The sequence below is a fragment of the Ampullimonas aquatilis genome (genome assembly GCF_049675895.1).
Classification (GTDB): domain Bacteria; phylum Pseudomonadota; class Gammaproteobacteria; order Burkholderiales; family Burkholderiaceae_D; genus Ampullimonas; species Ampullimonas aquatilis.
This window is the reverse complement of the sequence record NZ_CP183834.1, coordinates 3,576,103-3,600,201: the sequence shown is the minus strand read 5'-3', so window position 1 is coordinate 3,600,201 and position 24,099 is coordinate 3,576,103. Positions and strand designations below refer to the sequence as shown.

Sequence of the window (24,099 nt, the reverse complement as noted above, 5' to 3'; positions counted from 1 at the left end):
AAAGAAAGATGAAAGAAAAGTAACTCATATAACTACATTAATCCGTCTAAACGTTGAATTTATTCTGCGACTCACTGTCTATTCCCATTCACCTTAATGATAAGTTATTGTTATGGTTGATTTTTATTTGGCAAGGATCATCAATATGGCATTCGGTTGGATTAGCGCATTTAAAGCCATCCCTTGGAGCGAATTAATCGCAGCAACGCCTGTTATTACACAAGGCGCAAAAAAATTATGGGAGCAAGTTGGAAAAACAAGAACTGTCGCAAAGAAAAAAGAGCCTGCAATTAATAAAACTCTGCCCATTTCTTCAATTGATCAAAGATTCGATGAAATGACCATGCGGATCGAAGAGTTAGAAGAAGAACAAAAACTTTCATCCGAACTCATTTCCGAGTTGGCAGAACAGAACAAGCAATTGATTGGTGCAATCAATGTGCTTAATCAACGTCAAAAATGGCTGGCAGCCATCGTCATTGGCTTAATAGCAATTATGTTTATATTGATGAATAATCAATTGCACCTGATATAGCTTTTGCTCTATTTGTGCACCAACTATCCAGCTAACGGATTGGCGTTAGGTTACTGAGCTTTTAATGTGATTTCTCGCCAGGGAGGTGCACCAATCGTTAGACTAAATTTCATTAGCTCATCGCGACGAAACAACCATACTTCAACCACTTGCCCATCAGCATAGGAATCCAAAATTTCATCCAAATGACTCGCCTCTGCCTTTAAACCATCTAACGCCACCAGAACATCTCCTGCCGAGAGTCCGGCACGCTGCGCGGCACCACCATCAAAAACCTGAGAAAGTTTTGCCAAACCATTCTCTTTAGCCAATTTTGCACCCAATTTATCGGCCGCTTTTCTTGCCGACAGTTTGACTTCACAATCCACTTTAAAAAAAGTCAGCATTTCCGCTAAAGGCAATTCATCCGTTCCAAAAACCATTTTTTCCAAGAGACTTTTCGCTTCAACACCACCAATTTTTTCTACCAGGGCAAATATGTCTGCCTCGGAAACACCAATCGGACGGTCCCGATAGAAGCCCTTGCCAAATTGGTTCCATAGCATCCTCATTAAATCATCCAGAGTAATTTGGCCCTGACTATTTTTTTGCAAGAACAAATCCAGTACCAATGCGATTAGCGAGCCCTTGGTGTAATAACTGATAATGGCATTGGGTGCATTTTCGTCCTGACGGTAATATTTGGTCCATGCATCAAAACTGGCGTCAGCCACTGACTGCTTGAGGCGGCCACTGCTACGCCCCACAGAATTAATCGTTTTTTCTAATAACTTTAGATACGCTTGCCTGGAAATCAGGCCTGCGCGCAGAAGTATCAAATCATCATAATAGGAGGTAAACCCCTCGAAAAACCATAAAAGATGGGTATAGTTTTCAACATTGAGGTCATATTCAGCAAAAACCTGTGGCTTGATACGCTTTACATTCCAGGAGTGAAAATACTCATGACTGGCCAGCCCCAAAAAACTTTGATAAGCCTCGCGCAAATTCGGACTGGCAGCTTCACCGAGCTTAGGTAAATCATGTCTTGAACATAGCAAAGCCGTTGATGACCGATGCTCCAAGCCACCATAACCATTTCCAACCGCCGTGGTCAAGAATACATAACGCTCAAAAGGTACATATTTGCCAGTACGAGCATAAGGTTTCGCGACATCTGGTTCAAATAAAGCAATCTGCGATTCACAAATTGCCTTGAGATCCACACATAAGCGTTTGGCATCCAGATTGGGAACACGCCCAGTAATGACAACATCATGAGGAACTCCGTATGCCTCAAATGTAGCTAACTCAAAACTACCCATTTCTACCGGGTGATCAATTAACTCATCATAATTTGATGCTTCGTAAACGCCAAAAGCATATCTCGGCGTTTTCTTGTCCCCGCCAATGTCAGCCTCACGCATTGCTGTCGCGACTCGCCAAGCACCATATTGAGGTCCTTCTGGTCTTTTCAGCTCCAATAAACAGGCGTCATCTTCTCGGCCATCTACTTGCAAACAAAGACTGGAGGGATTAAAAAAACCATGTGTCGTATCAAGATGTGCAGACCTAACTGAAAGATCCCAGGCATAAACCTCGTAGACTAACCTCAACACCACCTTGATTTTAGTTGGCCCCGGTTTAAGAGCCTCAGTCTGCCAAGTATGTTTATCCAGCTTTTCGAGAAGAAGCGGGATACCTCGGGTGGTACCGCCGCGAGCAGGAACGACTCGCTCTGCTCTGATTCGAACAATATTTTTAGCAAAGTCACGGATCATATAACTGCCCGGTATCCAAGCAGGTAGGCTGACAATCTGCCCCTCGGGATCCGGATCATCAATCGTGACAGAAACTTCAAACAGATGGGCTTCAGGTTGTTTGGCTACAACTGAGTACTTGATCATCGGATCCTCATTTCTCGTTGCCATTCATCATACCCTGATGAACGTTTACCGAGTCATTCAGTCAACCTTTTGAGAGTAAGATCATGTTGACTACTTCACAGTATCCAGACCCCATCAGATATGAAAAAAATGACGTCTTTACCCACCATATTTATTGGCCATGGCAATCCCATGAATGCCATACAGCCCAATCAATTTTTTGATAATTGGGGGCGCCTGGGTACATCGCTACCCAAACCTACCGCAATTGTATGTATTTCAGCTCACTGGTTAACACAAGGCTCGTTTGTCACAACCAGCCCATTACCTCAGACTATTCACGATTTTTATGGCTTCCCACCCGAGTTGTACAAAATTCAATACCCCGCGCCAGGTTCACCAACGTTGGCGGACAAATTAATATCCATGGTGAGTACACAAAAAATCCACCCAGATCCAAACTGGGGGTTGGATCACGGCACTTGGTGCATTTTGCAGGCCATGTATCCTGAAGCGAATATTCCGGTCATTCAATTAAGTATGGATGCCACACTGGCTCTGTCACAACACTATCAAATCGCCAGAGAATTAGCATCACTCCGAGAAGAAGGGATTCTTTTTCTGGGTAGTGGCAACATCGTTCACAACTTGCGTTTGATGCAGCGCAGCAATGTCGCCGTTGAAGTCCCTTGGGCAAGTCGCTTTGATAAGCAAGTCATGGCGTGCCTGCGCGATCACAATCACCAAGCCTTGCTAAAGCCCGAACAATTTGGCGAAGATGCCAAACTCGCGATCAATAGCGGTGAACATTACTTACCGCTGATCTATTGCATGGGATTGGCCAAGGAAACGGATGAGGTTTGCTTTTTTAATGACAGCATGGATCTTGGCACTATTTCCATGACCTCCGTAATATATAAAGAACCTGGTTTAGAACTACCTGGGTTTTCCTATAAAAATTGAGCGTCAATACCTAAACTAATCCATTAAGTTGATCCGGCTATTTCCCGGATCAATCGAATCGTGTCCAGATCAGCTTGTTCATAAGCTTGCTTTAAAAAGGCCTGGTATTCCTCTGTCACGGGTTCTGCGTCATCCGCCAACCTCATCACATAAACGAATCTAACAAAAAGCCGATGTGCCTCTGGTTCCTCGATCGACATGGTGAGCGAACCGCCAGTTTGGCCAGGCTCCGGTTGAATTTCATAATGAACCTGCCGCAGAGCAATCAAGGTTACCCGGTCTCGAATCACTGTTGGGCCAAAATAAAGTGCGCGGTCAAAACCATCATCATGGCGCGCTTCAACGTCAAAACGATCCAAACCAATAGTAAACGGCACAGGATTTTCTGCTCGCAATTGCAAACCCTGCCATAACTGCTCTCTGGACAACGGCTCAATCAAAGGATTGTCAAGATCATTGATTTCCACTAGATGTTCAAAACGCATGTTCTCTTTCTTTGTTGATAGACAGTCAAATGATTTTATTTGGGATTTGCCGTGTTTATATCAGTTCGTCATGCACAAATAAAACACCACAAGCAGACTATCACTAACCTCGACCGAATATAGAACACCCTGAACCTTATTCAACTCGATCAAATATAGTTCCTATTGTCGCGTTCCAGTGACATCAGCCAAATAGGGCTCGTTTTCGCCATTATTTCGTCCTTGGTGAAACCGGCAAGCCGCTATAATTTGCAAATGCATCGCGCCATTTTCCTCATTTTTCTTTTCATGATTGCCATTTTGCAATCAATGGTGCCTTTTTTGCATACGCATACGGGTATTGCACATTTATCGGGATTTCATATCCACGTCCCGACAAAGATCATTGGCGAGCCCTCAGAGTATCAACAACCCATTACCACAACCAGTTTGCGTGATGAAGACGATTCCCCAGAAATCTCCATGCCAAGCCAAATGTATAGAGATGAGCAGTTAGCCCAGATTGATCTGTCTGAATTATGGCTACCTGTCCTTATTTATCTCAACATTTTGCTGGCAATCCAGGTCGTCCTAAGTTTGCGCCCAACCCGGCTGGTCAAACGTCCACCCTTTAAACAGCCGGTCTATCTCATTCCCCTCCCAGCTGCGCCACCACTTACTCGTTGATTTACGCCCCGGAATAATCCGGATCAGATCAATTTGCAGGAGTAAGACATGCGCTTGTCGCTTTCCGTAGCCCTGGGACTCGCTCTCATCGCCCCTATTTCCATAGTCCATGCAGTGGACAAACTGAATAAGCAGAACGTCAGCATCAGTACGCAACAACGTACCGCCCTGGGTATTGAAACCACACTGATTACTGTATCGCAGACCAACTCGACAATGACTGCACAGCTGCATCCCGCCAAAGTGGTTGTGCCGAGTAAACAACTACGTGTCGTCGCGGCACCAATGGCAGGACTGATTACTCAGGTATTGGTATTAGAAAATGATGTCATAAATAACGGCCAAACCATGGCCCAATTGGCCAGCCCATTGCTGGCCGAAGCACAAAGAGATTTGATTCAATCGGCGGTGGCTGCCAACCTGGCCACCGACAGCCTCAAGCGGGATGAGCTTTTATTAAAAGAAGGCATCATTCCCGAGGCTCGATATCGCGCCACTCAGGCCAGTGCCTTGCAAGCTCAAGCCATGTTGTCAGAAAAGCGTCAATCTTTACGATTGGCAGGACTGAGTGACACGGCTTTACGAGAACTTGAAACTGGCCGAATGCGTAACAATGAAATTGCGTTGCGCAGCCCAATTGCGGGCATTGTGATAGAGCAAGCTGTCACCGCTGGGCAACGAGTCGACAGCAGCAGCCCACTCTATAAGGTGGCACAACTGGATCCAATCTGGGTAGAAGCACAAATTCCGCCAGAGTTGGCAACAGCGATCAAAACCGGCCAAACCGCTCAACTTGATAAATACAATATTGTTGGCAAAATCATTTCCATTGCAAACTCAATCAACGAATCACAAACAGCCCTAGTCAGGGTTGCCTTTGCCAATCCTCAAAAAATATTAAAACCCGGGCAAGCAGTACAAATCAGCCTGCCACATGACAACTCACAAACCGGCCAGGTACAGATTCACAAATCAACGTTGATCAGAATCGCCAACGAACCGATGGTATTTATTGACCAAGGCAATCACTTTGTGCCGACCAAAGTCGAAATCATGGGCGAAACCGAGTTGTCCTATTGGGTCAAAGGCTTGAAGATTGGCGATAGAGTGGTCCGTAAAGGCGTCTCCAGCTTAAAGGCGATGTTGACTGGCATTGGTAGTGATGGCGCAGGGGCAGACTGATGTTGACCACCCTGATTCGTGCGTTCCTGCATAACCGTCCGCTGGTATTGCTACTGACAGCGCTGATCATCGCCGTCGGTATCTTTGCCTATGAAGAAATTCCGATTGATGCTTTTCCGGATGTCTCCAATACCCAAGTCAAAATCATTCTCAAAGCACCGGGAATGACTCCGGAAGAAGTGGAAACGCGTGTCATCATCCCGATTGAAACCGAGTTGCTGGGTATTCCACACGAAACCAATATGCGCTCGACAGCCAAATACGCTGTCGCCGATATTACCCTCGACTTTACCGACGAAACCGATATCTATTGGGCCAGACAACAAGTCACCGAACGCCTCTCTGGCGTCATACCGTCCCTGCCAAGCGATGTCATGGGCGGGCTGGCACCGATCACCACGCCCCAAGGTGAAGTATTCATGTTCACCATTGAAGGTGACACACTGTCCTTGGAAGGAAAGCGCACGTTGTTAGAACGAGTGATTCGGCCTCAACTGCGTACCCTGCCCGGTATTGCCGATGTCAATTCACTGGGCGGTTATGTGCGAAGTTTTGAAATTGTACCCAACCATGCCGCTTTATTGGCACGCCATTTATCAACTCTCGATCTCATGAAAGCACTGGAACAGAATAACCGCAACGATGGTGCGGGCCGCATCGAAGAGGGTGAAGAGGCCTTGCTGGTGCGGATACCAGGTATGGCAACTGGGCTTGATGATTTGCGCAATATCATTGTGACGCACGATGGCACGTCCTCCATCACGCGCGTAGGCGATGTCGCCACTGTCCAGCTTGGCGCCTTGACCCGCTATGGTGCCGTCACAAAAGACGGTAAAGAAGAAACCGTGGAGGCTTTGGTACTCAGTCTGCGTGGTGCCAATGCCCGCAAACTGGTCGAATCCGTACGCGACAAACTCGCGACCATGGAAGCAATCTTGCCCAAAGGCATTACCACCAAAGTCTTTTATGATCGTGGCAGCCTGGTCGAAAGGGCCAGCAGCACGGTGTTCAAGGCACTGCTTGAAGCCATCATCCTGGTGGTCGTTTTATTGCTGGTTTTTCTTGGCAATATCCGTGCTGCACTGGTTGTCGCCATCACCTTGCCGCTCTGCGCTCTTATTACATTCCTGGTCATGTGGCAAACCGGCATGTCCGCCAATCTGATGAGTCTGGGTGGTTTGGCCATTGCCATCGGTATGCTGGTTGATGCAGCGCTGGTCGTTGTCGAAAACATGGTGGTACACATGGCCCATGATGTCGAACAGCCCGGCCTGCAAAGTAAACTGGCCATGTTGCTACACGCCACCACCGAAGTGATCACGCCCGTTATTGCCGGTGTGGCCATCATCATGCTGGTATTTTTTCCATTACTGACACTTGAGGGCTTGGAAGGCAAGTTGTTCAAACCCGTGGCACTGACCATTGTGTATGCGCTCGGCGCATCCTTATTAGTGGCATTCAGCGTGATCCCCGTCTGCGCCTCACTATTACTCAGGCAAGCCAGCCATGAAGATCCAAAAATTGTGCAATGGCTACAAAAACATTATGAAACCAGCCTGCGCTGGAGCATGCATCATCCCAAACACTTGGCGTTGATTGCCCTATTGGCTTGCGCGCTGGCCGTGCTGGGTTATGCTCGATTGGGCAAAAGCTTTATGCCAACCATGGATGAAGGCGACATCATCATTCAAATGACCGGCCTGCCCTCCATGAATATGCAGCAGTCGGTTGATCTTAATATGCGGATTGAAAAAGCCATCATCGACAACGTCCCTGAAGTAGCTAGCGTGGTGGCACGCAATGGCTCCGATGAAATCGGTCTTGATACCATGGGTGCCAACGAAACCGATCTGTTCATGACCTTCAAGCCACAGGCAACCTGGCGTCAGCCTGGCAAGGAATGGCTAACTGACCAATTACGTGCCGTGATGAGCAACTTCCCTGGCCTCTCTCTCAGTTTCACTCAGCCAATTGATAGTCGGGTTTCGGAAATGCTGACCGGTGTACGCGGTGATCTGGCCGTCAAACTGTTTGGCACCGACATCGACACACTCAATACTTTGTCTGAGCAAATTGCCGGGGTACTCAATACACTGGCTGGTCACGAAGATGTTTTGGTCGTCAAAAACTCCGGGGTGCAATACTTCAGTGTCGAGGTGGATCGTCTGGCGGCTGGACGCTATGGTCTTAATGTCAATGATATTCAGGATATGCTGCGCATTGAACTGGAGGGCAAAGTTACCGGCTATATGCTGGAAGCAGGGCGTCGTGTGCCCGTCTTGATGCGCGGTGCCGAAGGCATCCGCATGAGTGCCGAGCGCTTTGCTGAACAACGCATTACCCTGGCTAATGGTCAGTCAATCGCCTTGGCAGATATTGCCCATTTCGAACGCAAGGATGGTCCAGTCAAAGTCGGTCGAGAAAATGGCGAGCGCTTTATCGTGGTTCAGTCCAATGTTCGGGACCGGGATCTGGTGGGATTTGTTGATGAAGCCAAACAAGCGGTTGCACAACAGATCAAATTGCCTCATGGTTATCGACTGGTCTGGGGTGGTCAGTTTGAAAACCAGCAACGTGCCGCCAAGCGACTCGCTCTGGTAGTACCCGTTTCACTGGCTTTGATCTTCTTTTTACTGTATCTGACTTTTGGATCTGCCAAACTGGCTTTGCTGATATTGAGCAACATTCCTTTTGCGCTGGTTGGCGGGATTGTGGCACTCTGGTTATCAGGCGAATACCTGTCGGTTCCGGCTTCAGTCGGCCTGATTGCCTTGCTGGGCATTGCGGTGCTCAATGGCGTTGTCATGATCAGTTACTTTCAGCAATTGGCCAGACAAGGGATTGCCGCCAGCAATATTCCCATGATGGGCGCATTACGGCGACTGCGCCCGGTGCTCATGACCGCCAGCATTACCGCTTTCGGTCTGCTGCCGTTGCTGCTGGCCAGCGGGCCTGGATCGGAAATTCAACGGCCGCTGGCCATTGTCGTCATGGGTGGTTTATTCACAGCCACCCCTTTGACACTCTACTTTCTTCCCATCCTGTATCAGCGGTTGATCAATCGCTGAGCAGGATCTCTCCCAATACACCCATCCAATCAACTGGATGGGTACCCATACCGGTATCTAAAACCGGATACTCCCTCGGATATACCCTAAAATAGTGTTACTTTTGGACACAAATTTCTTCAGGGAATAGCATCCTGTCGAAATTTACCGTATAGTTCAGTCTAATATCTGAAATTGCTTTAACTGAATCTAATAAGTTATTGAATTCAATATTTAATAAAGCCCTAAAAAATCTCCCTGTCGCCTATATACATGTCACCTTTGTTTCCCAAATCCAGCCGAATCCAAAATAAATGGAATCAGGGGAACAGTCGCTTCTCTATCGTCAGGAATTTACTCCTGATCCGCTTTGGCAAGGGAGACTATTGTGGGCTTTAAGGAAAACCAAGAAAAATGGGGCTTATCGTCTGATAAACAGACTGAAATACGCTCAGGCAGTATGTCGGATACTGCTGGCAGTGACAAAAAGAAAACAACTTCATCAGAGCGGGACGACCGCTTTTTTGCTTTAGAAGCCCAACTACAAGCCACAATCGACCAGTCTCACTCGCGCGCCGCCACCACTCAGGCGGTTGAGCAGCTGCCAATGCGGGTCGTTGAACGATGGACTGATTACGTTTCGGCCGATGAAGGCGAGGTCAATCCTTACCCGCTCCCCAAAGGTTTTAACGAAACCGCGCTGGATAACGATCCACTCGAAGATGACCGACCGCGCGCGCAAATTCATGCAGGTTACGTCACTGTTTTTAATGACAAATGGAATAAGCTGTTTGGCTCCTCCATCAAACTGGTTTCCCCGGCCGATTACGAACGCCTGACCGAAACCGGCATCTTTCGGCACCCCATTAATATGGTGGCCGACCCCCTGGACACCCGCGGCGGACCAAGACGCGCCAAAGTGCGGCTGCGCACGGTGACCTCCCTGTTTCCAAGCCGCGATAGCGCTCAACGTTTTGAAAAGCATTTGATGTTTGCCATGTCACAAGGCCAGCATCATGTTGAACAGGTGATGATGGGGACTGGACAACGCACCTTTCTGGCACGGATTCAAGTCACACCCCAAAGCAGCAACCGGCCTTTGCAAATGGATGCTGTCTGGGAAGTGACGGATCTGACAGAAGAAATCAAGCCGCAAACAATTCGTAGCCAGCAAATCGCACCGCAGACTCAGCGTCCAACCACACCAGCCTGCAACAGCACAAACCGGCCTGCAGAAGCCAAACACAAACTCACACCACCGGCACCCACGGCGCCTATTGCACCGTTTGCCAAAACGTCCGTAACAGGCAAGGTTGCACCCGCACCAACACTGCCACCAGCCGAAAAACGCAGTCGCCTGAGTACCACGACCGACGGCGATGGCAAGCCACTGTATTTGGGTGAAATATCCGTACGGCAGGCCGAGCTCAACCCGGTGCAACCGCCCGTACCTGTCGCTCCACAGGCTACTGCCCCGACCGAAGACGACGGTGAAATTGAGTTTGATTTTGAGTTTTCCTGCGAAGAGTTGACCAATCTTGAGGTGTCGGACCCGAGCATCGCACCCGAAGCAGAACCTGAACTGAATCTTGAACTCAAACCCAGCCCATTTGATTTGACACTGCCAGGTGATGAAGTCCCGGTATTGACCCAAACAGTGACTGAGACACCGCCGGAAGCGCCTGCACCAGCAGAATCAACGGTTAAGCCCGTTCTCAGCGCCACTGAAACATTGCTCAATCCGCCAAGCCGTTTTAACCGTATTGACGAGTCCTTGTGGGACAAACTGGTGGCCCTGTCTGCCAAGGGCACTGCTGCCGCTTCACTGGATTATCTGCGTCTGTCAGTCGACGCATTTAGTTTGAGCTCAGCCAGTTTCTGGCGTCTATCCGCTGATCAATCATTTTTTGAACGCGAATTCATGGTCGTGCCCGGTCAGGAAAATCTGACCCGCGTCGCCGTCAATACCGCTGCCGATCTGGCCGATAACGCCTTTCCCAACACACCGGCCTATTTTGACGCCCTGCAAAACAATCATGTCGTGACCACCAATTTTCTGAACACACCGCAGATGAGTCTGCCCTTGTCAGATGATGATCCCAATCTGGTCACCAGCACGGTGCGCAAAAATGTGCCGGGCACCCCGGTCGCACCGGTCTACTCGCAACAGGTGGATGTACCGGTACTGGAAAAGAACAAAGTGATTGGCATGCTGCGCTTTATTACCGGCGCACAAGGTCTGGCCTGTGAGGGCGAAACCCTGCGCTTTATTCGCCAGTGCAGTTTGCACGCGAGCGAGCGGATTTTGATGCGCAGCCTGAAAAGCGCCAATGAGCAACTCACTCAGCTGGCCTATTTTGATGACATCACCGGCCTGGGTAATGAACGCTGGTTTGGCACCGAATTAAACCAGTTGCTCGAACAGCAGGAGCCGGTCAGCGCCGACACCGTCGTGCAAAAAATTTATGTTTGTCTGGCCGAGATTGACCAGTTCAAGGATATTTGCGATCAGTTTGGTCAAAAGGTCGGCAACCATATTCTCAAGACCACCGGCCAGATCATCAAAGCCTATATTGAAGGCCATCATCTGGCGCAGCAGGCTTTGATTGCACGGATTCATACCGACCAGTTTGCTTTTGTGATTCGCGCCAGTTCGGTCACGCAGGCGCAGCAGGTGATTCATGCGCTCCTGCAAAATCTGGGTGTGCGCAGTCCCACGCCCGATTTTTATCAGCGTGTCACGGCGTGCGTGGGCTTTACCACTTTCCCTGAACACGGTCATCAATCGGACACCTTGTTGCAGCGTGCCGAATTTGCCCTGTATCAGGCCAAACAAAATGGTCGCAGCACGATTCACAGCTTTACGCCCGATCTGGAAAAACGCGCACAACGGCGCACGGCGATTAACCATGATCTGTTCAAGGCGCTCGATCACAATCAGTTGATGGTGTTTTATCAACCTCAGGTCGAGCTGGATACCAATCGTGTGATTGGCCTGGAAGCCCTGATCCGCTGGCAACATCCGGTATTTGGGCTGGTCTTGCCGGGCGCGTTTTTAGAGCTGGCTGAAGAACATGAACTGATTGAACGCATCAGCGAATACGTGCTGCAAACGACTTGTGACTCGGCGGCCAAATGGCGTGATGCCGGTTTGTATGATGGCCCGGTGTCGGTCAATATTTCGGGCAAGCATTTCCGCAACAAGCAGTTGCCCTCCATCATCACCTCGGCGCTGCTCAAATCACATCTGTCAGCCAGCCGTTTGACGATTGAAATCACCGAAACCAGTGTGGTGGATGATCGTCCCGAAACCCAGCAAGTGCTGCGCGCGCTGGCAAGCCTGGGCGTCAACCTGGCGATTGACGACTTTGGCGTGGGTTACTCTTCGCTCAATTATTTAAAACGCCTGTCGGTTGAGCATATCAAGATCGACAAGTCTTTCATTGAAGGCCTGCCTGGCGATGAGGACAATCTGGCGATTGTGACGGCCATCATGACCATGGCCAAACGCTTCAAGCTGAATGTGATTGCCGAGGGCGTTGAAAATGAAGAACAGGCCGAATGCTTGAAAGCGCTGGGCTGTTATGCGGCACAAGGTTTCTATTACTCGCCACCGATTTCCATCGACGAACTGGAAACCCTGTTCGTGCGCGGTGCCAATCCGCCCTACGATATTTAACTGTCGTCAACATCTCATCAAGCTGCGATAAAATCGCGGTTTCCACTTCCTATTGGGTCGGCACCGCCGTGTCGACATGCCGCTCGTGTCCACCACTGAACTCACTCCTCCTACTGCGTTGCCAGCCGCGTTGGCTTATACCCATTCGGCCGAACTGCCCGCCCTGTTTGCCAGCCGCATCCTCATCATGGACGGTGCCATGGGCACCATGATTCAGCGCTACAAACTCACCGAAGCACAGTATCGCGGCGATCGTTTTGCCAACTTTGCCTATGACGTCAAAGGCAATAACGAACTACTGACGCTGACCCAGCCGCAAATCATCAGCGAGATTCATGAGCAATATCTGGCCGCCGGCGCTGACATCATCGAAACCAATACCTTTGGCTCGACCAGCGTGGCGCAGCACGATTACCACATGGAAGGTCTGGCACACGAGATGAACGTCGTCTCGGCGCAATTGGCGCGGGCTGCCTGCGACAAGTACAGCACGCCGGACAAAAAGCGTTATGTGGCCGGCGCGCTCGGCCCCACGCCTAAAACAGCCAGCATTTCGCCCGATGTGAATGATCCGGGCGCGCGCAATATCAGCTTTGATGAATTGCGCGATGCCTATTACGAACAGGTCGATGGCCTGGTCATTGGCGGTGCCGATCTGCTGCTGGTCGAAACCATTTTCGACACGCTCAACGCCAAGGCTGCCATTTTTGCCATTGACCAGTACTTTGAAGATAAACAGATGCGCCTGCCGATCATCATTTCCGGCACAGTGACCGACGCCTCGGGACGGATTTTGTCGGGCCAGACCGTACCGGCGTTTTGGGCATCAGTGCGCCATGCCAAGCCAATTTCGATTGGCCTCAATTGCGCGCTCGGTGCCGCGCTGATGCGCCCTTATCTGCAAGAGCTGGCCAAACTGGCTGACACCTGCGTGCACGCCTACCCCAACGCGGGCCTGCCCAACCCGATGAGCGACACCGGCTTTGATGAATCGCCCGCCGACACCTCGGCCTTGCTGCGTGGTTTTGCCGAGCAGGGTTTGGTGAATCTGGTCGGTGGCTGTTGTGGCACCACGCCCGATCATATTGGTGCGATTGCTCAAGCCGTACAAGGTTTCAAGCCCCGCGCCTGGCAGCATTACAGTGAGCAATCATAAATATACTCTCCATAAGTATATTTTTTGATGATTTATATACGCACTTGAGCGGTTAAAAAATGAATATACCCCCCGCCATAAGCAAGGAAAAGCATTCACCATAAAGACACTAAGGACGCAAAGAAAATCTTGTTTGAGCAACGTTGTTTGAACATGAAGACAGCGAATTAAGTCTGGGGACAGAGTACTACTCTGTCCCCGTGATGGGGCGGCGCAGCGCCGGCTGTTCTTGGTGCGCTTTGTGACTGCTTGGTGTCTTTGTGGTGACAAGAATTTAGGTTTTGCCTGGCGTCCTTGGCGTCATGGCGGTAAAACAAGTTTGGCAGTATTAACGAATACAGATCAGGTTTAAAAATGACTGAAAAAGCAATGTTGTTGTCGGGGCTGGAACCATTTTCGATTGGCGCGGACACGCTGTTTGTGAATGTGGGCGAGCGCACCAATGTGACCGGCTCTAAAGCCTTTGCGCGGATGATTTTGAATGGCCAATTTGACGAGGCGCTATCAGTCGCCCGGCAGCAGGTTGAAAACGGCGCACAGATCATCGACATCAATATGGATGAAGCGATGCTCGACTCCAAGGCTTCGATGGTGCGCTTTTTAAATCTGATCGCCTCCGAACCCGATATCGCCCGCGTGCCGATCATGATCGACTCCTCCAAATGGGACGTGATTGAAGCCGGCCTCAAGTGCGTGCAGGGCAAGGCGATTGTTAACTCGATCTCCATGAAAGAAGGGGTCGAGCCATTTAAAAAACACGCCAATCTGATTCGCCGTTATGGCGCGGCCGCGGTGGTGATGGCGTTTGATGAACAAGGCCAGGCCGACACTTATGCGCGCAAGACCGAAATTTGCGAACGCAGTTACCGGATCTTGGTCGATGAAGTTGGCTTTGCGCCGGAAGACATCATCTTTGATCCCAATATTTTTGCCGTGGCAACGGGAATTGAAGAACACAATAATTATGCGGTCGACTTTATTGAAGCCACGCGCTGGATCAAGCAGCATTTGCCGCACGCCAAAGTCAGCGGTGGCGTGTCCAATGTGAGCTTTTCATTTCGCGGCAATGACCCGGTGCGGGAAGCGATTCACACCGTGTTTCTGTATCACGCCATCCATGCCGGTATGGACATGGGCATCGTCAACGCGGGCATGGTCGGCGTTTATGATGACCTGGAACCCAAGCTGCGCGAGCTGGTAGAAGACGTGGTGCTCAACCGCAACCCCGCGCACGATGATGACAAAACCCCAACCGAGCGACTGATCGAATTTGCCAGCCAGGTCAAAGCCGGTGGCAAAAAAGAAGAACAGACCCTCGAATGGCGCAACAAGCCGGTACGTGAACGACTCACTCACGCGCTGGTACATGGCATCACCAATTTCATCACCGAAGATACCGAAGCAATTCGCCAGCAGATTGCCGATGAAGGTGGTCGCCCAATCAATGTGATTGAAGGCCCGTTGATGGATGGCATGAATGTGGTGGGCGATTTATTTGGCGCGGGCAAAATGTTTTTGCCGCAGGTGGTTAAATCAGCCCGTGTGATGAAGCAGGCCGTGGCGCATTTGATTCCATATATTGAAGAAGAAAAGCAGCGTATGGCCGACGCCGGCCAGGACGTCAAAGCCAAGGGCAAGATTGTGATTGCCACCGTCAAGGGTGACGTACATGACATCGGCAAAAACATTGTCACCGTGGTCTTGCAGTGTAATAACTTTGAAGTGGTCAATATGGGGGTGATGGTGCCGTGCAACCAGATCCTCGCCAAAGCCAAAGAAGAAAACGCCGACATCATCGGCTTATCCGGTTTGATTACTCCCAGCCTCGAAGAAATGGCGTTTGTGGCCAGCGAAATGCAGCGCGACGATTACTTTCGCGAACGCAAGACGCCGCTGCTGATTGGTGGCGCGACGACCTCGCGAGTGCATACCGCCGTCAAGATTGCGCCCCATTATGATGGCCCGGTAGTCTATGTGCCCGATGCTTCGCGCTCGGTATCAGTGGCATCCAGTCTGTTGTCGGATGAGCAGGCCACACAATATATTGCCGACCTGCAAGCCGACTACGACCGCGTGCGCCAGCAGCACGCCAATAAAAAAGCCACGCCGATGATCAGCTTGGCCGCCGCCCGCGCCAATCGGGAACGTCTTGACTGGGCCAACTACCAGCCCGTCAAACCCAAGTTCATTGGCCGTCGCACCTTTAAAAACTTTGATCTCGCCCAGCTCGCCAACTATATCGACTGGGGTCCCTTCTTTCAGACCTGGGATCTGGCTGGCCCTTACCCCGCCATCCTCAAAGACGAGATCGTCGGTGACTCGGCCACCAAAGTATTTGCCGATGGCCGCGCCATGTTGAAAAAACTCATCGAAGGACGTTGGCTCACCGCCAATGGACTGGTGGGCTTTTACCCAGCCAACAGCGTGGGCGATGACGATATTGAAATTTACACCGACGACACCCGCAGCGAAGTCCTCTTCACCTGGCATAACCTGCGCCAGCAAAGCGTGCGCCCGATTATCGATGGCATTCAAAAACCCAATCATAGTCTGGCCGATTACATCGCCCCCAAAGATTCGGGCGTGGCCGACTACATTGGCCTCTTTGCCGTCACCGCCGGTTTGGGTGTGGACAAAAAAGAAGCCCAGTTCATGGCTGCCCATGATGACTACAGCGCCATCATGCTCAAGGCACTGGCCGACCGTCTGGCCGAAGCTTTTGCCGAATGCCTGCATGAACGTGTACGTAAAGACCTGTGGGGCTACGCGCCCACCGAAGACCTCAGCAGCGAAGCCCTCATCAAAGAACAATACCAAGGCATCCGCCCCGCCCCCGGCTACCCGGCCTGCCCCGACCACACCGTCAAGGCCGTCATGTTTGACAAACTGAATTGCGCCGAAATCGACATGGGCATCACCGAATCACTCGCCATGACCCCCGCCGCCTCCGTCAGCGGCTTCTACCTCGCCAACCCCGCCGCCAAATACTTTACCCTCGGCAAAATTGGCGAAGACCAGTTGCTGAGCTTTGCAGAAAGAAATGGCATGAGCCGAGTGGAGGCAGAACGGGCGCTAGCGCCGTTGTTGGGGTGAGTTAGTTTAATCATTAATACTTTTTGTCAAAAACGTATGGCAATTACCGAAGAATTTATTACTGTGGATTTGATTCTGAATTCTGAAGCTGAGACGAGAGGTGTCGACGCATTTGCGTTATCACTAATCAAAGCCGAAAGACAAATGAGAAAACTCTTTACTCATTTAATATTTCAGTTTGCATGCTTTAAAGAAACGGATATCCCAGAACTACGAAATACACTTTTTCACAATAAAAATATGTATTTCGAAAATTTTGAAATGGGAATTAACGAGATATTTTCTAAATCAGTCGAAGACTTAATAGGGCACGAGTATGAGGCACTACTTGGAAAAGTTAAAATTGCTATTCAATACAGAAATAAGATCTTTCATGGACAACTAACGAAGAATAATGGACTATGTACAGAAGAATTAATCAACCTGACGCATAACATTCGTCAATGGTGCAAACTTTTAGCAAATGCAGCCAACCAAGAAATTGGCTATGATGGTTTCGTACGAAATTCATTTCAAAAAACAAGCAAGCGCGATCTGCAAGCTAAATATAAAGTTACTGACAAAATCAAGAACATTAAGGACTATAAACAATTCTTAGAAGAGATTAGTAGAAAGCCCATTATTAGTACAAATTAATGTTTATTATTAGTCTCGACTCATTCTATATTGTCGGCGCCAACCATCATGTCCACCACTAACTCGATATACGCCACCGTCAGCGTTACCAAGCTGCGCCGTAATCCTGGTGCCGTCATTGAAGAGGCAGAGGCTACGCCGGTGGCAGTGCTCAATCACAACCGCACTACCGCCTATGTGGTGTCCGCCGAAACATTTGAAGTGATGATTGAAGCACTAGACGACGTGGATTTGGCGGAGATGGTACGGGCACGACGCGGTGGCAAAACCGTCAAGGTTTCATTGGATGAGCTATAACCTCGAGTTTCATGTCGAGGCGCTGAAGGAATGGAAGAAACTCAATCCTTCAATCAAGGCGCAGTTTAAAAAGCAATTAGAAAAGCGCCTTGAAAAATTTGCATGTGCTATCTTCCATCTTGCTTTAACACAAAGTTATCGCCAGTCATTTAATTTTTAAATATTCCCCATGCCCCTCGTCATCGTCTATCGATTTACCGGTCTATATAACGGCGATGCCGAATATGATTATGCGCATCCCGAGTTGGGCGAGGTGTATTCATGCTGGTTGTTGATGGCGCAGGATGATGACAAGGCGGACTATCCCAGGGCTTTGCAGGAGTGCCAGAAATACGGCTTTGCCGATGCGGCGCTGGCGGGTTACGACATATTGACATTGGCTGCGTTGGCTTCTGACCAATACCGTGGCTTTCGGGACTATCATGATGAGGCGTTGCGTTTGGGTAGTTCGCTGGTTTGTTTTCCCGGTGGCGAAGCTGACCTGGACGATTGATGAAAGGCGGCAGCATGGCGAGCAAAGATGAGATCATCGCGTTTTTGGCGCGGGACTTTCCCCAGAACAAGTGTGAGGTGGTGGCGGTGGGCAATGGTGCAGCCACGCTGCGCCATGTGATTGGCGCGGATGAGTTGCGGCCAGGTGGCACGGTGTCGGGCCCGGTGTTGATGGCGGTGGCAGATGTGGCGCTGTATGTGGCCATTTTGGGCGCAATCGGGATAGTGCCGCTGGCGGTGACAACGAGTCTGACGATCAATTTTTTGCGCAAGCCAGCGGCAGATAAGGCCATCATAGGTGTTTGCAAGTTGATCAAGGTGGGCAAGTCACTGGCGGTGGGTGATGTGAATCTGTATTCCGAAGGCAGTGACGAGCCGGTGGCGCATGCGGTGGGCACGTATTCGATTCCACGTGATAGCGGCGCGAAGATTTTGTGATGCTGGGCCTTTGACGTTACCTCCTCAAAACCCTCAAAAGCATCATACCCCCTCTATGTATAAGCCATAATTGGCTTGTACAGTGCGTATTTATTATTTCAATTTAAATACACCACACCTGTATCTTTGTTTGCGATGGATGACGCAATAATTTGTTGCAAAGTCTTGGGCGATGGCAATCAGAAATGCGGCTTTTATCCTCGGCTTGAAAAATCACTCAGAGATAATTTGGGCATTGCTCACTCTCCATGGAATGATTGATGGCTCATCGCTTTTGCTGCATGGCACATCCCACTCAGAATGCCGCTCAATTACCGCAGCTTTTTTCTGGTTTGCTGACCAGCATTGTGCTGCTCGCCCTGGGTGGCCTGAGCCTGAACAGTGCTCATGCGCAAGTCTTGTATAAATCGGTCGGGCCCGATGGCAAGGTGGTGTACTCCGACCAGCCACCAGCCAGCAATCAATACAATGTGTTGAGCCGACCTGCCGCTGCGAGCAATCCTGCGCCAGCTGCAGCTGCAACAACGTCGCCTGCTCCAAGCAACTCAACCGCGAGCAATACCGACAACACGATGTTGTTAAAAGGGCAAGCCAAAAAAGCCTTGGCACTCGCACCGGCCCCGGTTGCGCCAGCGCCAACCACAACCGCGGCAACACCGCCCAAGCCGCTTGATCCAGCACTGGAAGGTGCGGTCGTGGGTACGCTAGGGATTGAAAACCTGGTGACGCAAACTGAAAAGATTTGTCTGGAAACACTACCGACCTCTTTCAAACGCTATTCAAGTGCAGCGGAAGGCTGGCAATCACGCAATGCGGATATGGTGAAACAGGCCAAACTGGCATTGTCCAAAGCGTTTCCGGTCAGCGATCGACCTGTGTTGCAAGCGGCGATTTCAGCCAACAATGACAATATGCTCAAACGGGTCAAAGAAGCCGATCGCTACTCACGCATTAAATGGTGCGATCAGTCTTCGGAAGAAATCAGCATCGGCAAAATGGATATCAGTTCCAAGCCCAAGCTGGCCACACCGCTGCTAGCTTATCGCTAAAGGTTTGAGGTGATTTGATTTTGATTTGATGGGGTGCGCTACCCAAATAAGGTAACGCCAATTCAAGCGACAGAATATTTAAAAATTAAATATGGTGATATTTAATTTATCGCAAAACCAAGCAAATTGCGCGCGTTGGCGCAGCCCAGCTTAGACGACCAACACACTCTCCAGCCCGTACACACGGGTTAACGCCTTGATGGCTGGTTCGGCATTACTGAATTGAATGGCCAGGCCGCGCGCCTTGGCGTCGCGCTCCAAAGCCATTAATACGGACAATAAAGCCGAATCAAAACGGGTGGTTTCGGCCAGATCAATCTGGGGCGCGACGTCCGATTTGGACAAGGCAGCGCGCGCCGTTTGCAAGACTTGCGCTGCCGTGTTGACGGTGACGTCTTTACCCAGAGTGATCGTGGTCATGATGAACTTAACCTCTCAGTTGGCTTATTTGGCAGAAGCGGTTTTGGCTTCATTAGCCTGGTTTTTTTCAACCAGAGACTTGATCAGACCATCAATACCGGTCTTGCCAATTTCCTGACGGAAGCTGTCTTTATAGGTTTCGACCAACCAGACACCCAACACATTCACGTCAAAGATTTTCCAGTTGTCGCCATTTTTTTCCATGCGATAGTCGAGCTGGATAGGATCACCCTTTTGCAATACTTTGGTCTGTACCACCACTTCGGTATCGGTTGGTTCGGCACGGAAAGGTTTGAGCTGAACCTGTTGATCTTTGATCTGTGACACGGCGCCAGAGTAGGTGCGCACCAACAAGGTCTTGAATTCTTTTTGCAACTGGCCTTGCTGTTCGGGCGTGGCCTGTTTCCAGTAACGACCAACCGTCAGCGCTGTCATGCGTTGAAAATTGACGTAAGGCATGACTTTGGTATCGACCAGTTCAAATACCCGTTTTTGATCACCACCCTGAATGGCTTTGTCAGCCTTGACGGTATTGATCAGATCATCGGAAAGTTCTTTGATCATGATATCTGGCTTGGTGGTATCGATGGCAAAAGCGCTGCTCGACAGGGCCACAAAACCGGCCAGGATAGCGGATTGAAAAAGTTGCTTGATCATAAGTTGTCTTCCTTTTTTAAAGTGACCCAGGTTGGAATGACCGGGTCGCTATTGGTTCAACAAAGTTGCCAAACCAGCCTATTAACGGTTAGCGGTTGATGGCTGTTGACACTTGGTATCGCGCCACCTCAGGCTAATTTATTCGTCACCATCGTCATCGCGCTTTAGACGCGGGGGATTGCCATCGTAAACCTGATTTTGGCGACGTTGCAACCAGGCATTGCGAACAAAACTGTATTTGTCGAGCGAGGCTTCGTTGATGACTTTTTCCGCATCCAGAATACTGGCGCGTAAATCCACCAAACGTGTGGCTGTCAGACTATTACGCCAGGCAATGTCATTGACATTGCTGACCGGGTCGGCCGAAATATCGACCACCAGACTCGGTGCATCACGCAAGGTGCTGGGGCCAAAAATGGGCAAAATCAGATAAGGGCCGGCAGGGACGCCCCAACGACCGAGGGTTTGACCAAAGTCTTCCTTGTGCTTTTCGATACCGGCTTCGCTGGCAATATCAATAAAACCCAAAATACCAAACGTCGAGTTAAAGGCAAAACGGAAAAAACTCTCGGCAGCCGCGCCTGGCTTGGCTTGCAGAAGGTTATTCACGCCTGACCAGACATCACTTAAATTGGAAAAGAAGTTGCCCACGGCGGTGCGCACCGGATCAGGCACGACGGCCTTATAGCCCTGTGCAACCGGCTTGATGGCGTATTGATCCACTGTGTCGTTGAATTTGAAAACCTGGCGATTGACCGGCTCAAACGGGTCAGTTGCCTTGATGGTGGAGCAGCCACTCAGCACGACGAGCAAAGTGACTGCAATAATGGGGGATCGTAACTTCATAACGCTTCCTTACTTTTTATCCTTGTCCGGGCCGTCGGCAGCCTTGCTGTACAAAAACTGGCTGATCAGGCTTTCGAGCACAACGGCGGATTGTGTCATGGTGATCTTGTCACCCTGCGCGAGAATCTTGTCATCACCACCGGCTTCCAGACCAATATATTGCTCACCCAGCAAGCCGGAGGTCAGAATTTTGGCCGAGGTATCTTTGGGAAACTGATAACGCTTGTCGAGCTTGAGCGTGACCACCGCCTGATAGGTTTTATCATCAAAGCCAATATCCCCCACCCGCCCGACGACCACGCCCGCACTTTTAATGGGAGCACGTGGTTTCAAGCCACCGATATTGTCAAACTTGGCGGTGATCTGAAAGGTTTCACCGGTGGAAGTAGCGCCCAGATTGCCCGCCTTGAGCGCCAGAAACAACAGTGCCGCAGCGCCCGCCACCACAAACAGGCCGACCAGAAAATCAATACCACCTTTTTTCATATCCATATTTTTTACTCTCTATTCTGTCTTGTCATCAGTTGCTGCTAAACATCAGCGCGGTCATCAGGAAGTCGAGCCACAACACGGTCAGCGATGAAAACACTACGGTACGGGTGGTGGCATGCGCCACCCCTTCGGGCGTGGCCTTGGATTCGTAACCCTGGTAAAGCGCGATGAAGGTCACCGCCACACCAAATACCACGCTCTTGATGAAGCCGTTGAGCACATCATCAATCACATCCACACCGTTTTGCATTTGTGACCAGAACGCGCCTTCATCAATGCCAATCAATTGCACGCCAACCACATAACCACCGATGATGCCAACCATGCTGAAAATCGCGGCAAGAATCGGCATGGCAATCACGCCACCCCACAGACGCGGCGCAAGAATCCGGCCAATCGGGTTGATCGCCATCATTTCCATCGCACTTAATTGTTCACCGGCTTTCATGAGACCAATTTCAGCCGTCAATGAGGTACCAGCCCTACCCGCAAACAGCAAGGCAGTGACAACCGGGCCCAGCTCGCGCACCAGCGACAGCGCCACCAATAAACCCAGCGCCTGTTCCGACCCATAACGGCGCAGCGTGTAGTAACCCTGCAGTCCCAGCACAAACCCCACAAAAAGACCGGAGACGGCAATGATCACCAGCGAGTAGTTGCCAATAAAATGAATCTGCGTCGTAGTCAGGCGAAAGCGCTTGAAAGCAATGCCACTTTGCAGCAGCACTTGCGCAAGCAGACGCACACTATTGCCGAGGCCTTCCACAAAGCCGCGCACCCCCGCGCCAATTTTGGTAATGAAGGACCGGATCATGCGCGTGCCCCCACGCCAAAGTCAGTCGCCAATGGTGTGGCAGGGTAATGAAATGGCACCGGACCGTCTTCTTTGCTATTGATGAACTGCACCACAAACGGATCAGTGGAGGCGCGCAAATCATCGGGCGAGCCTTGGGCGGCGATTTTGCCGTTGGCAATAAAGTAGATATGATCCGCAATCAAAAAGGTTTCATCGACATCATGCGACACAATGATGGAGGTCGTGCCGAGCGCGTCATTCAACTCGCGGATCAGCTTGGCGGTGATGCCCATGGAAATTGGGTCAAGGCCAGCAAAGGGCTCGTCATACATGATCAGTTGCGGGTCCAGCGCAATGGCGCGGGCGAGCGCCACACGACGCGCCATACCACCCGAAATTTCGGCCGGTTTCAGATCACGCGCACCACGCAGACCCACCGCGTTCAGCTTCATCAGCACCAGATCACGAATCATCTCGTCGGGCAGGTTGCTGTGTTCACGCAATGGAAATGCCACATTGTCAAACACTGTCATGTCGGTAAACAGGGCACCAAACTGAAACAGCATGCCCATTTTGCGGCGCAGTGCATACAGCTGTTTGGTATTGGCCTTTTCAACATGCTCACCATCAAACACCACCCCACCCTGCTGGGGCCTGCACTGTCCGCCAATCAGGCGCAACACCGTAGTCTTGCCACAGCCCGAGCCACCCATGATAGCCACCACCTTGCCCCGCGGGAAAGTCATGTTCAAACCGGAGAGGATGGTGCGCTGGCCATAACCAAAGGTCACATCAGTCAATGTTACCAACGTTACAGGAGGCGTATTAGCAGTTGTCGGCACGATAACAGGCAAAAGCCGGTGAATAAAAGAGCTGATTATAAGGGGCTATGCTAAAGAATGTATTAAGCGTGATGCAAACGTCATTAAGGACGTGGTTTGGTCGTTTGGCGACCATGTTTGACCAATTTCCGTCCGTTGCGGTGCAGCCAAGTGTTAACTCAAGACATCTATTCTATTGCGCTGGCGTGTCAATCCGCGCTGACTTGCCGAAAAGTTTGTAGGAGATGGCTGTTTTGCTGCTGCCACGGCTTGTTGCAGCCCTGGTGACGGCTGATTTCGGCGGCCCAAACTATCGCCAAATATCCACCAGCCAGATAAATTGGGGGTGTATAGGCCAAATTAAGCCTCTATAGTGCTAATTATAATGCTTATACTTTATAGTCCTATCCAGTATATATTCTGGGTTTTTGAGTTGGGTATAAACAAACTTACTTCATTTCTTTCTGGCAACCACGTAAGGTTT

At 50.3% G+C, this 24,099-nt stretch carries 22 protein-coding genes; 14 read left to right on the top strand and 8 right to left on the bottom strand.

All coding sequences use genetic code 11. From position 1 onward, the window contains the following. The first annotated feature begins 145 nt into the window (after positions 1-145). On the top strand, positions 146-535 hold the full coding sequence (locus ACMYR3_RS16765) for a hypothetical protein (protein WP_424193311.1): 390 nt from the start codon (positions 146-148) through the stop codon (positions 533-535). A 50-nt stretch (positions 536-585) separates the two neighbouring features. Here the strand turns inward: ACMYR3_RS16765 and ACMYR3_RS16760 are convergent, their stop codons facing one another. Continuing rightward, complete coding sequence (locus ACMYR3_RS16760; RefSeq protein ID WP_424193309.1) at positions 586-2,445, bottom strand: M61 family metallopeptidase; 1,860 nt, start codon at positions 2,443-2,445, stop codon at positions 586-588. Between the two features lie 96 nt (positions 2,446-2,541). Between ACMYR3_RS16760 and ygiD the strand changes: the two genes are divergently transcribed. Further along, positions 2,542-3,363: a 4,5-DOPA dioxygenase extradiol gene (gene ygiD, locus ACMYR3_RS16755; protein ID WP_424193307.1), complete on the top strand. Its 822-nt coding sequence runs from the start codon at positions 2,542-2,544 to the stop codon at positions 3,361-3,363. 23 nt (positions 3,364-3,386) lie between these two features. Here the strand turns inward: ygiD and ACMYR3_RS16750 are convergent, their stop codons facing one another. Then, positions 3,387-3,848: an SRPBCC family protein gene (locus tag ACMYR3_RS16750; RefSeq protein ID WP_424193305.1), complete on the bottom strand. Its 462-nt coding sequence runs from the start codon at positions 3,846-3,848 to the stop codon at positions 3,387-3,389. A gap of 165 nt (positions 3,849-4,013) precedes the next feature. On the opposite strand from ACMYR3_RS16750, the gene ACMYR3_RS16745 reads away from it, so the two are divergent. The 12 genes from ACMYR3_RS16745 (at position 4,014) to ACMYR3_RS16690 (ending at position 19,583) form a co-directional block, all read left to right on the top strand. Beyond that, positions 4,014-4,514: a hypothetical protein gene (locus ACMYR3_RS16745; protein ID WP_424193303.1), complete on the top strand. Its 501-nt coding sequence runs from the start codon at positions 4,014-4,016 to the stop codon at positions 4,512-4,514. A 48-nt stretch (positions 4,515-4,562) separates the two neighbouring features. Then, positions 4,563-5,696, top strand: a complete 1,134-nt coding sequence (locus ACMYR3_RS16740) for an efflux RND transporter periplasmic adaptor subunit (protein WP_424193301.1) — start codon at positions 4,563-4,565, stop codon at positions 5,694-5,696. Next, a complete protein-coding gene (locus ACMYR3_RS16735) occupies positions 5,696-8,764 on the top strand; it encodes an efflux RND transporter permease subunit (protein ID WP_424193299.1) in 3,069 nt (1,022 codons plus the stop codon). Before ACMYR3_RS16740 ends, ACMYR3_RS16735 begins: the two co-directional genes overlap by 1 nt. Positions 8,765-9,203: 439 nt before the next feature. Next, entirely contained in the window at positions 9,204-12,422 is a 3,219-nt protein-coding gene (locus ACMYR3_RS16730; protein ID WP_424193297.1) for a putative bifunctional diguanylate cyclase/phosphodiesterase, read from the top strand. Positions 12,423-12,498: 76 nt separating this feature from the next. Continuing rightward, on the top strand, positions 12,499-13,578 hold the full coding sequence (locus ACMYR3_RS16725) for a homocysteine S-methyltransferase family protein (RefSeq protein ID WP_424193295.1): 1,080 nt from the start codon (positions 12,499-12,501) through the stop codon (positions 13,576-13,578). Between the two features lie 354 nt (positions 13,579-13,932). Further along, positions 13,933-16,671: a methionine synthase gene (gene metH, locus ACMYR3_RS16720; RefSeq protein ID WP_424193293.1), complete on the top strand. Its 2,739-nt coding sequence runs from the start codon at positions 13,933-13,935 to the stop codon at positions 16,669-16,671. Between the two features lie 36 nt (positions 16,672-16,707). Beyond that, on the top strand, positions 16,708-17,307 hold the full coding sequence (locus ACMYR3_RS16715; protein WP_424193291.1) for a hypothetical protein: 600 nt from the start codon (positions 16,708-16,710) through the stop codon (positions 17,305-17,307). Between the two features lie 48 nt (positions 17,308-17,355). Continuing rightward, a complete protein-coding gene (locus ACMYR3_RS16710) occupies positions 17,356-17,604 on the top strand; it encodes a type II toxin-antitoxin system Phd/YefM family antitoxin (RefSeq protein ID WP_424193289.1) in 249 nt (82 codons plus the stop codon). Beyond that, the gene (locus ACMYR3_RS16705; protein WP_424193287.1) at positions 17,594-17,764 is read left to right on the top strand and encodes a type II toxin-antitoxin system RelE family toxin; all 171 of its coding nucleotides are present in this window, start codon (positions 17,594-17,596) and stop codon (positions 17,762-17,764) included. Before ACMYR3_RS16710 ends, ACMYR3_RS16705 begins: the two co-directional genes overlap by 11 nt. A gap of 9 nt (positions 17,765-17,773) precedes the next feature. Then, entirely contained in the window at positions 17,774-18,097 is a 324-nt protein-coding gene (locus ACMYR3_RS16700; RefSeq protein WP_424193285.1) for a hypothetical protein, read from the top strand. A gap of 14 nt (positions 18,098-18,111) precedes the next feature. Beyond that, positions 18,112-18,534 carry a PaaI family thioesterase gene (locus tag ACMYR3_RS16695; protein ID WP_424193283.1) on the top strand — a complete coding sequence of 141 codons (423 nt, stop codon included), beginning with the start codon at positions 18,112-18,114 and terminating at the stop codon, positions 18,532-18,534. 260 nt (positions 18,535-18,794) lie between these two features. Continuing rightward, positions 18,795-19,583: a DUF4124 domain-containing protein gene (locus tag ACMYR3_RS16690; protein ID WP_424193281.1), complete on the top strand. Its 789-nt coding sequence runs from the start codon at positions 18,795-18,797 to the stop codon at positions 19,581-19,583. A gap of 150 nt (positions 19,584-19,733) precedes the next feature. Here the strand turns inward: ACMYR3_RS16690 and ACMYR3_RS16685 are convergent, their stop codons facing one another. The 6 genes from ACMYR3_RS16685 to ACMYR3_RS16660 all read right to left on the bottom strand — a co-directional run bounded on the left by ACMYR3_RS16685 (position 19,734) and on the right by ACMYR3_RS16660 (position 23,636). After that, positions 19,734-20,003: an STAS domain-containing protein gene (locus tag ACMYR3_RS16685; RefSeq protein ID WP_424193279.1), complete on the bottom strand. Its 270-nt coding sequence runs from the start codon at positions 20,001-20,003 to the stop codon at positions 19,734-19,736. 24 nt (positions 20,004-20,027) lie between these two features. After that, positions 20,028-20,660, bottom strand: a complete 633-nt coding sequence (locus ACMYR3_RS16680) for an MlaC/ttg2D family ABC transporter substrate-binding protein (protein WP_424193277.1) — start codon at positions 20,658-20,660, stop codon at positions 20,028-20,030. A 138-nt stretch (positions 20,661-20,798) separates the two neighbouring features. Next, positions 20,799-21,506: an MlaA family lipoprotein gene (locus ACMYR3_RS16675; protein WP_424193275.1), complete on the bottom strand. Its 708-nt coding sequence runs from the start codon at positions 21,504-21,506 to the stop codon at positions 20,799-20,801. Positions 21,507-21,515: 9 nt separating this feature from the next. Next, the gene (gene mlaD / locus ACMYR3_RS16670) at positions 21,516-21,992 is read right to left on the bottom strand and encodes an outer membrane lipid asymmetry maintenance protein MlaD (RefSeq protein ID WP_424196581.1); all 477 of its coding nucleotides are present in this window, start codon (positions 21,990-21,992) and stop codon (positions 21,516-21,518) included. Positions 21,993-22,026: 34 nt separating this feature from the next. After that, positions 22,027-22,812, bottom strand: coding sequence for a lipid asymmetry maintenance ABC transporter permease subunit MlaE (gene mlaE, locus ACMYR3_RS16665; RefSeq protein WP_424193274.1), 786 nt, complete (start codon positions 22,810-22,812; stop codon positions 22,027-22,029). Beyond that, positions 22,809-23,636, bottom strand: coding sequence for an ABC transporter ATP-binding protein (locus ACMYR3_RS16660; RefSeq protein WP_424193272.1), 828 nt, complete (start codon positions 23,634-23,636; stop codon positions 22,809-22,811). Before ACMYR3_RS16660 ends, mlaE begins: the two co-directional genes overlap by 4 nt. Positions 23,637-24,099: the final 463 nt, after the last annotated feature.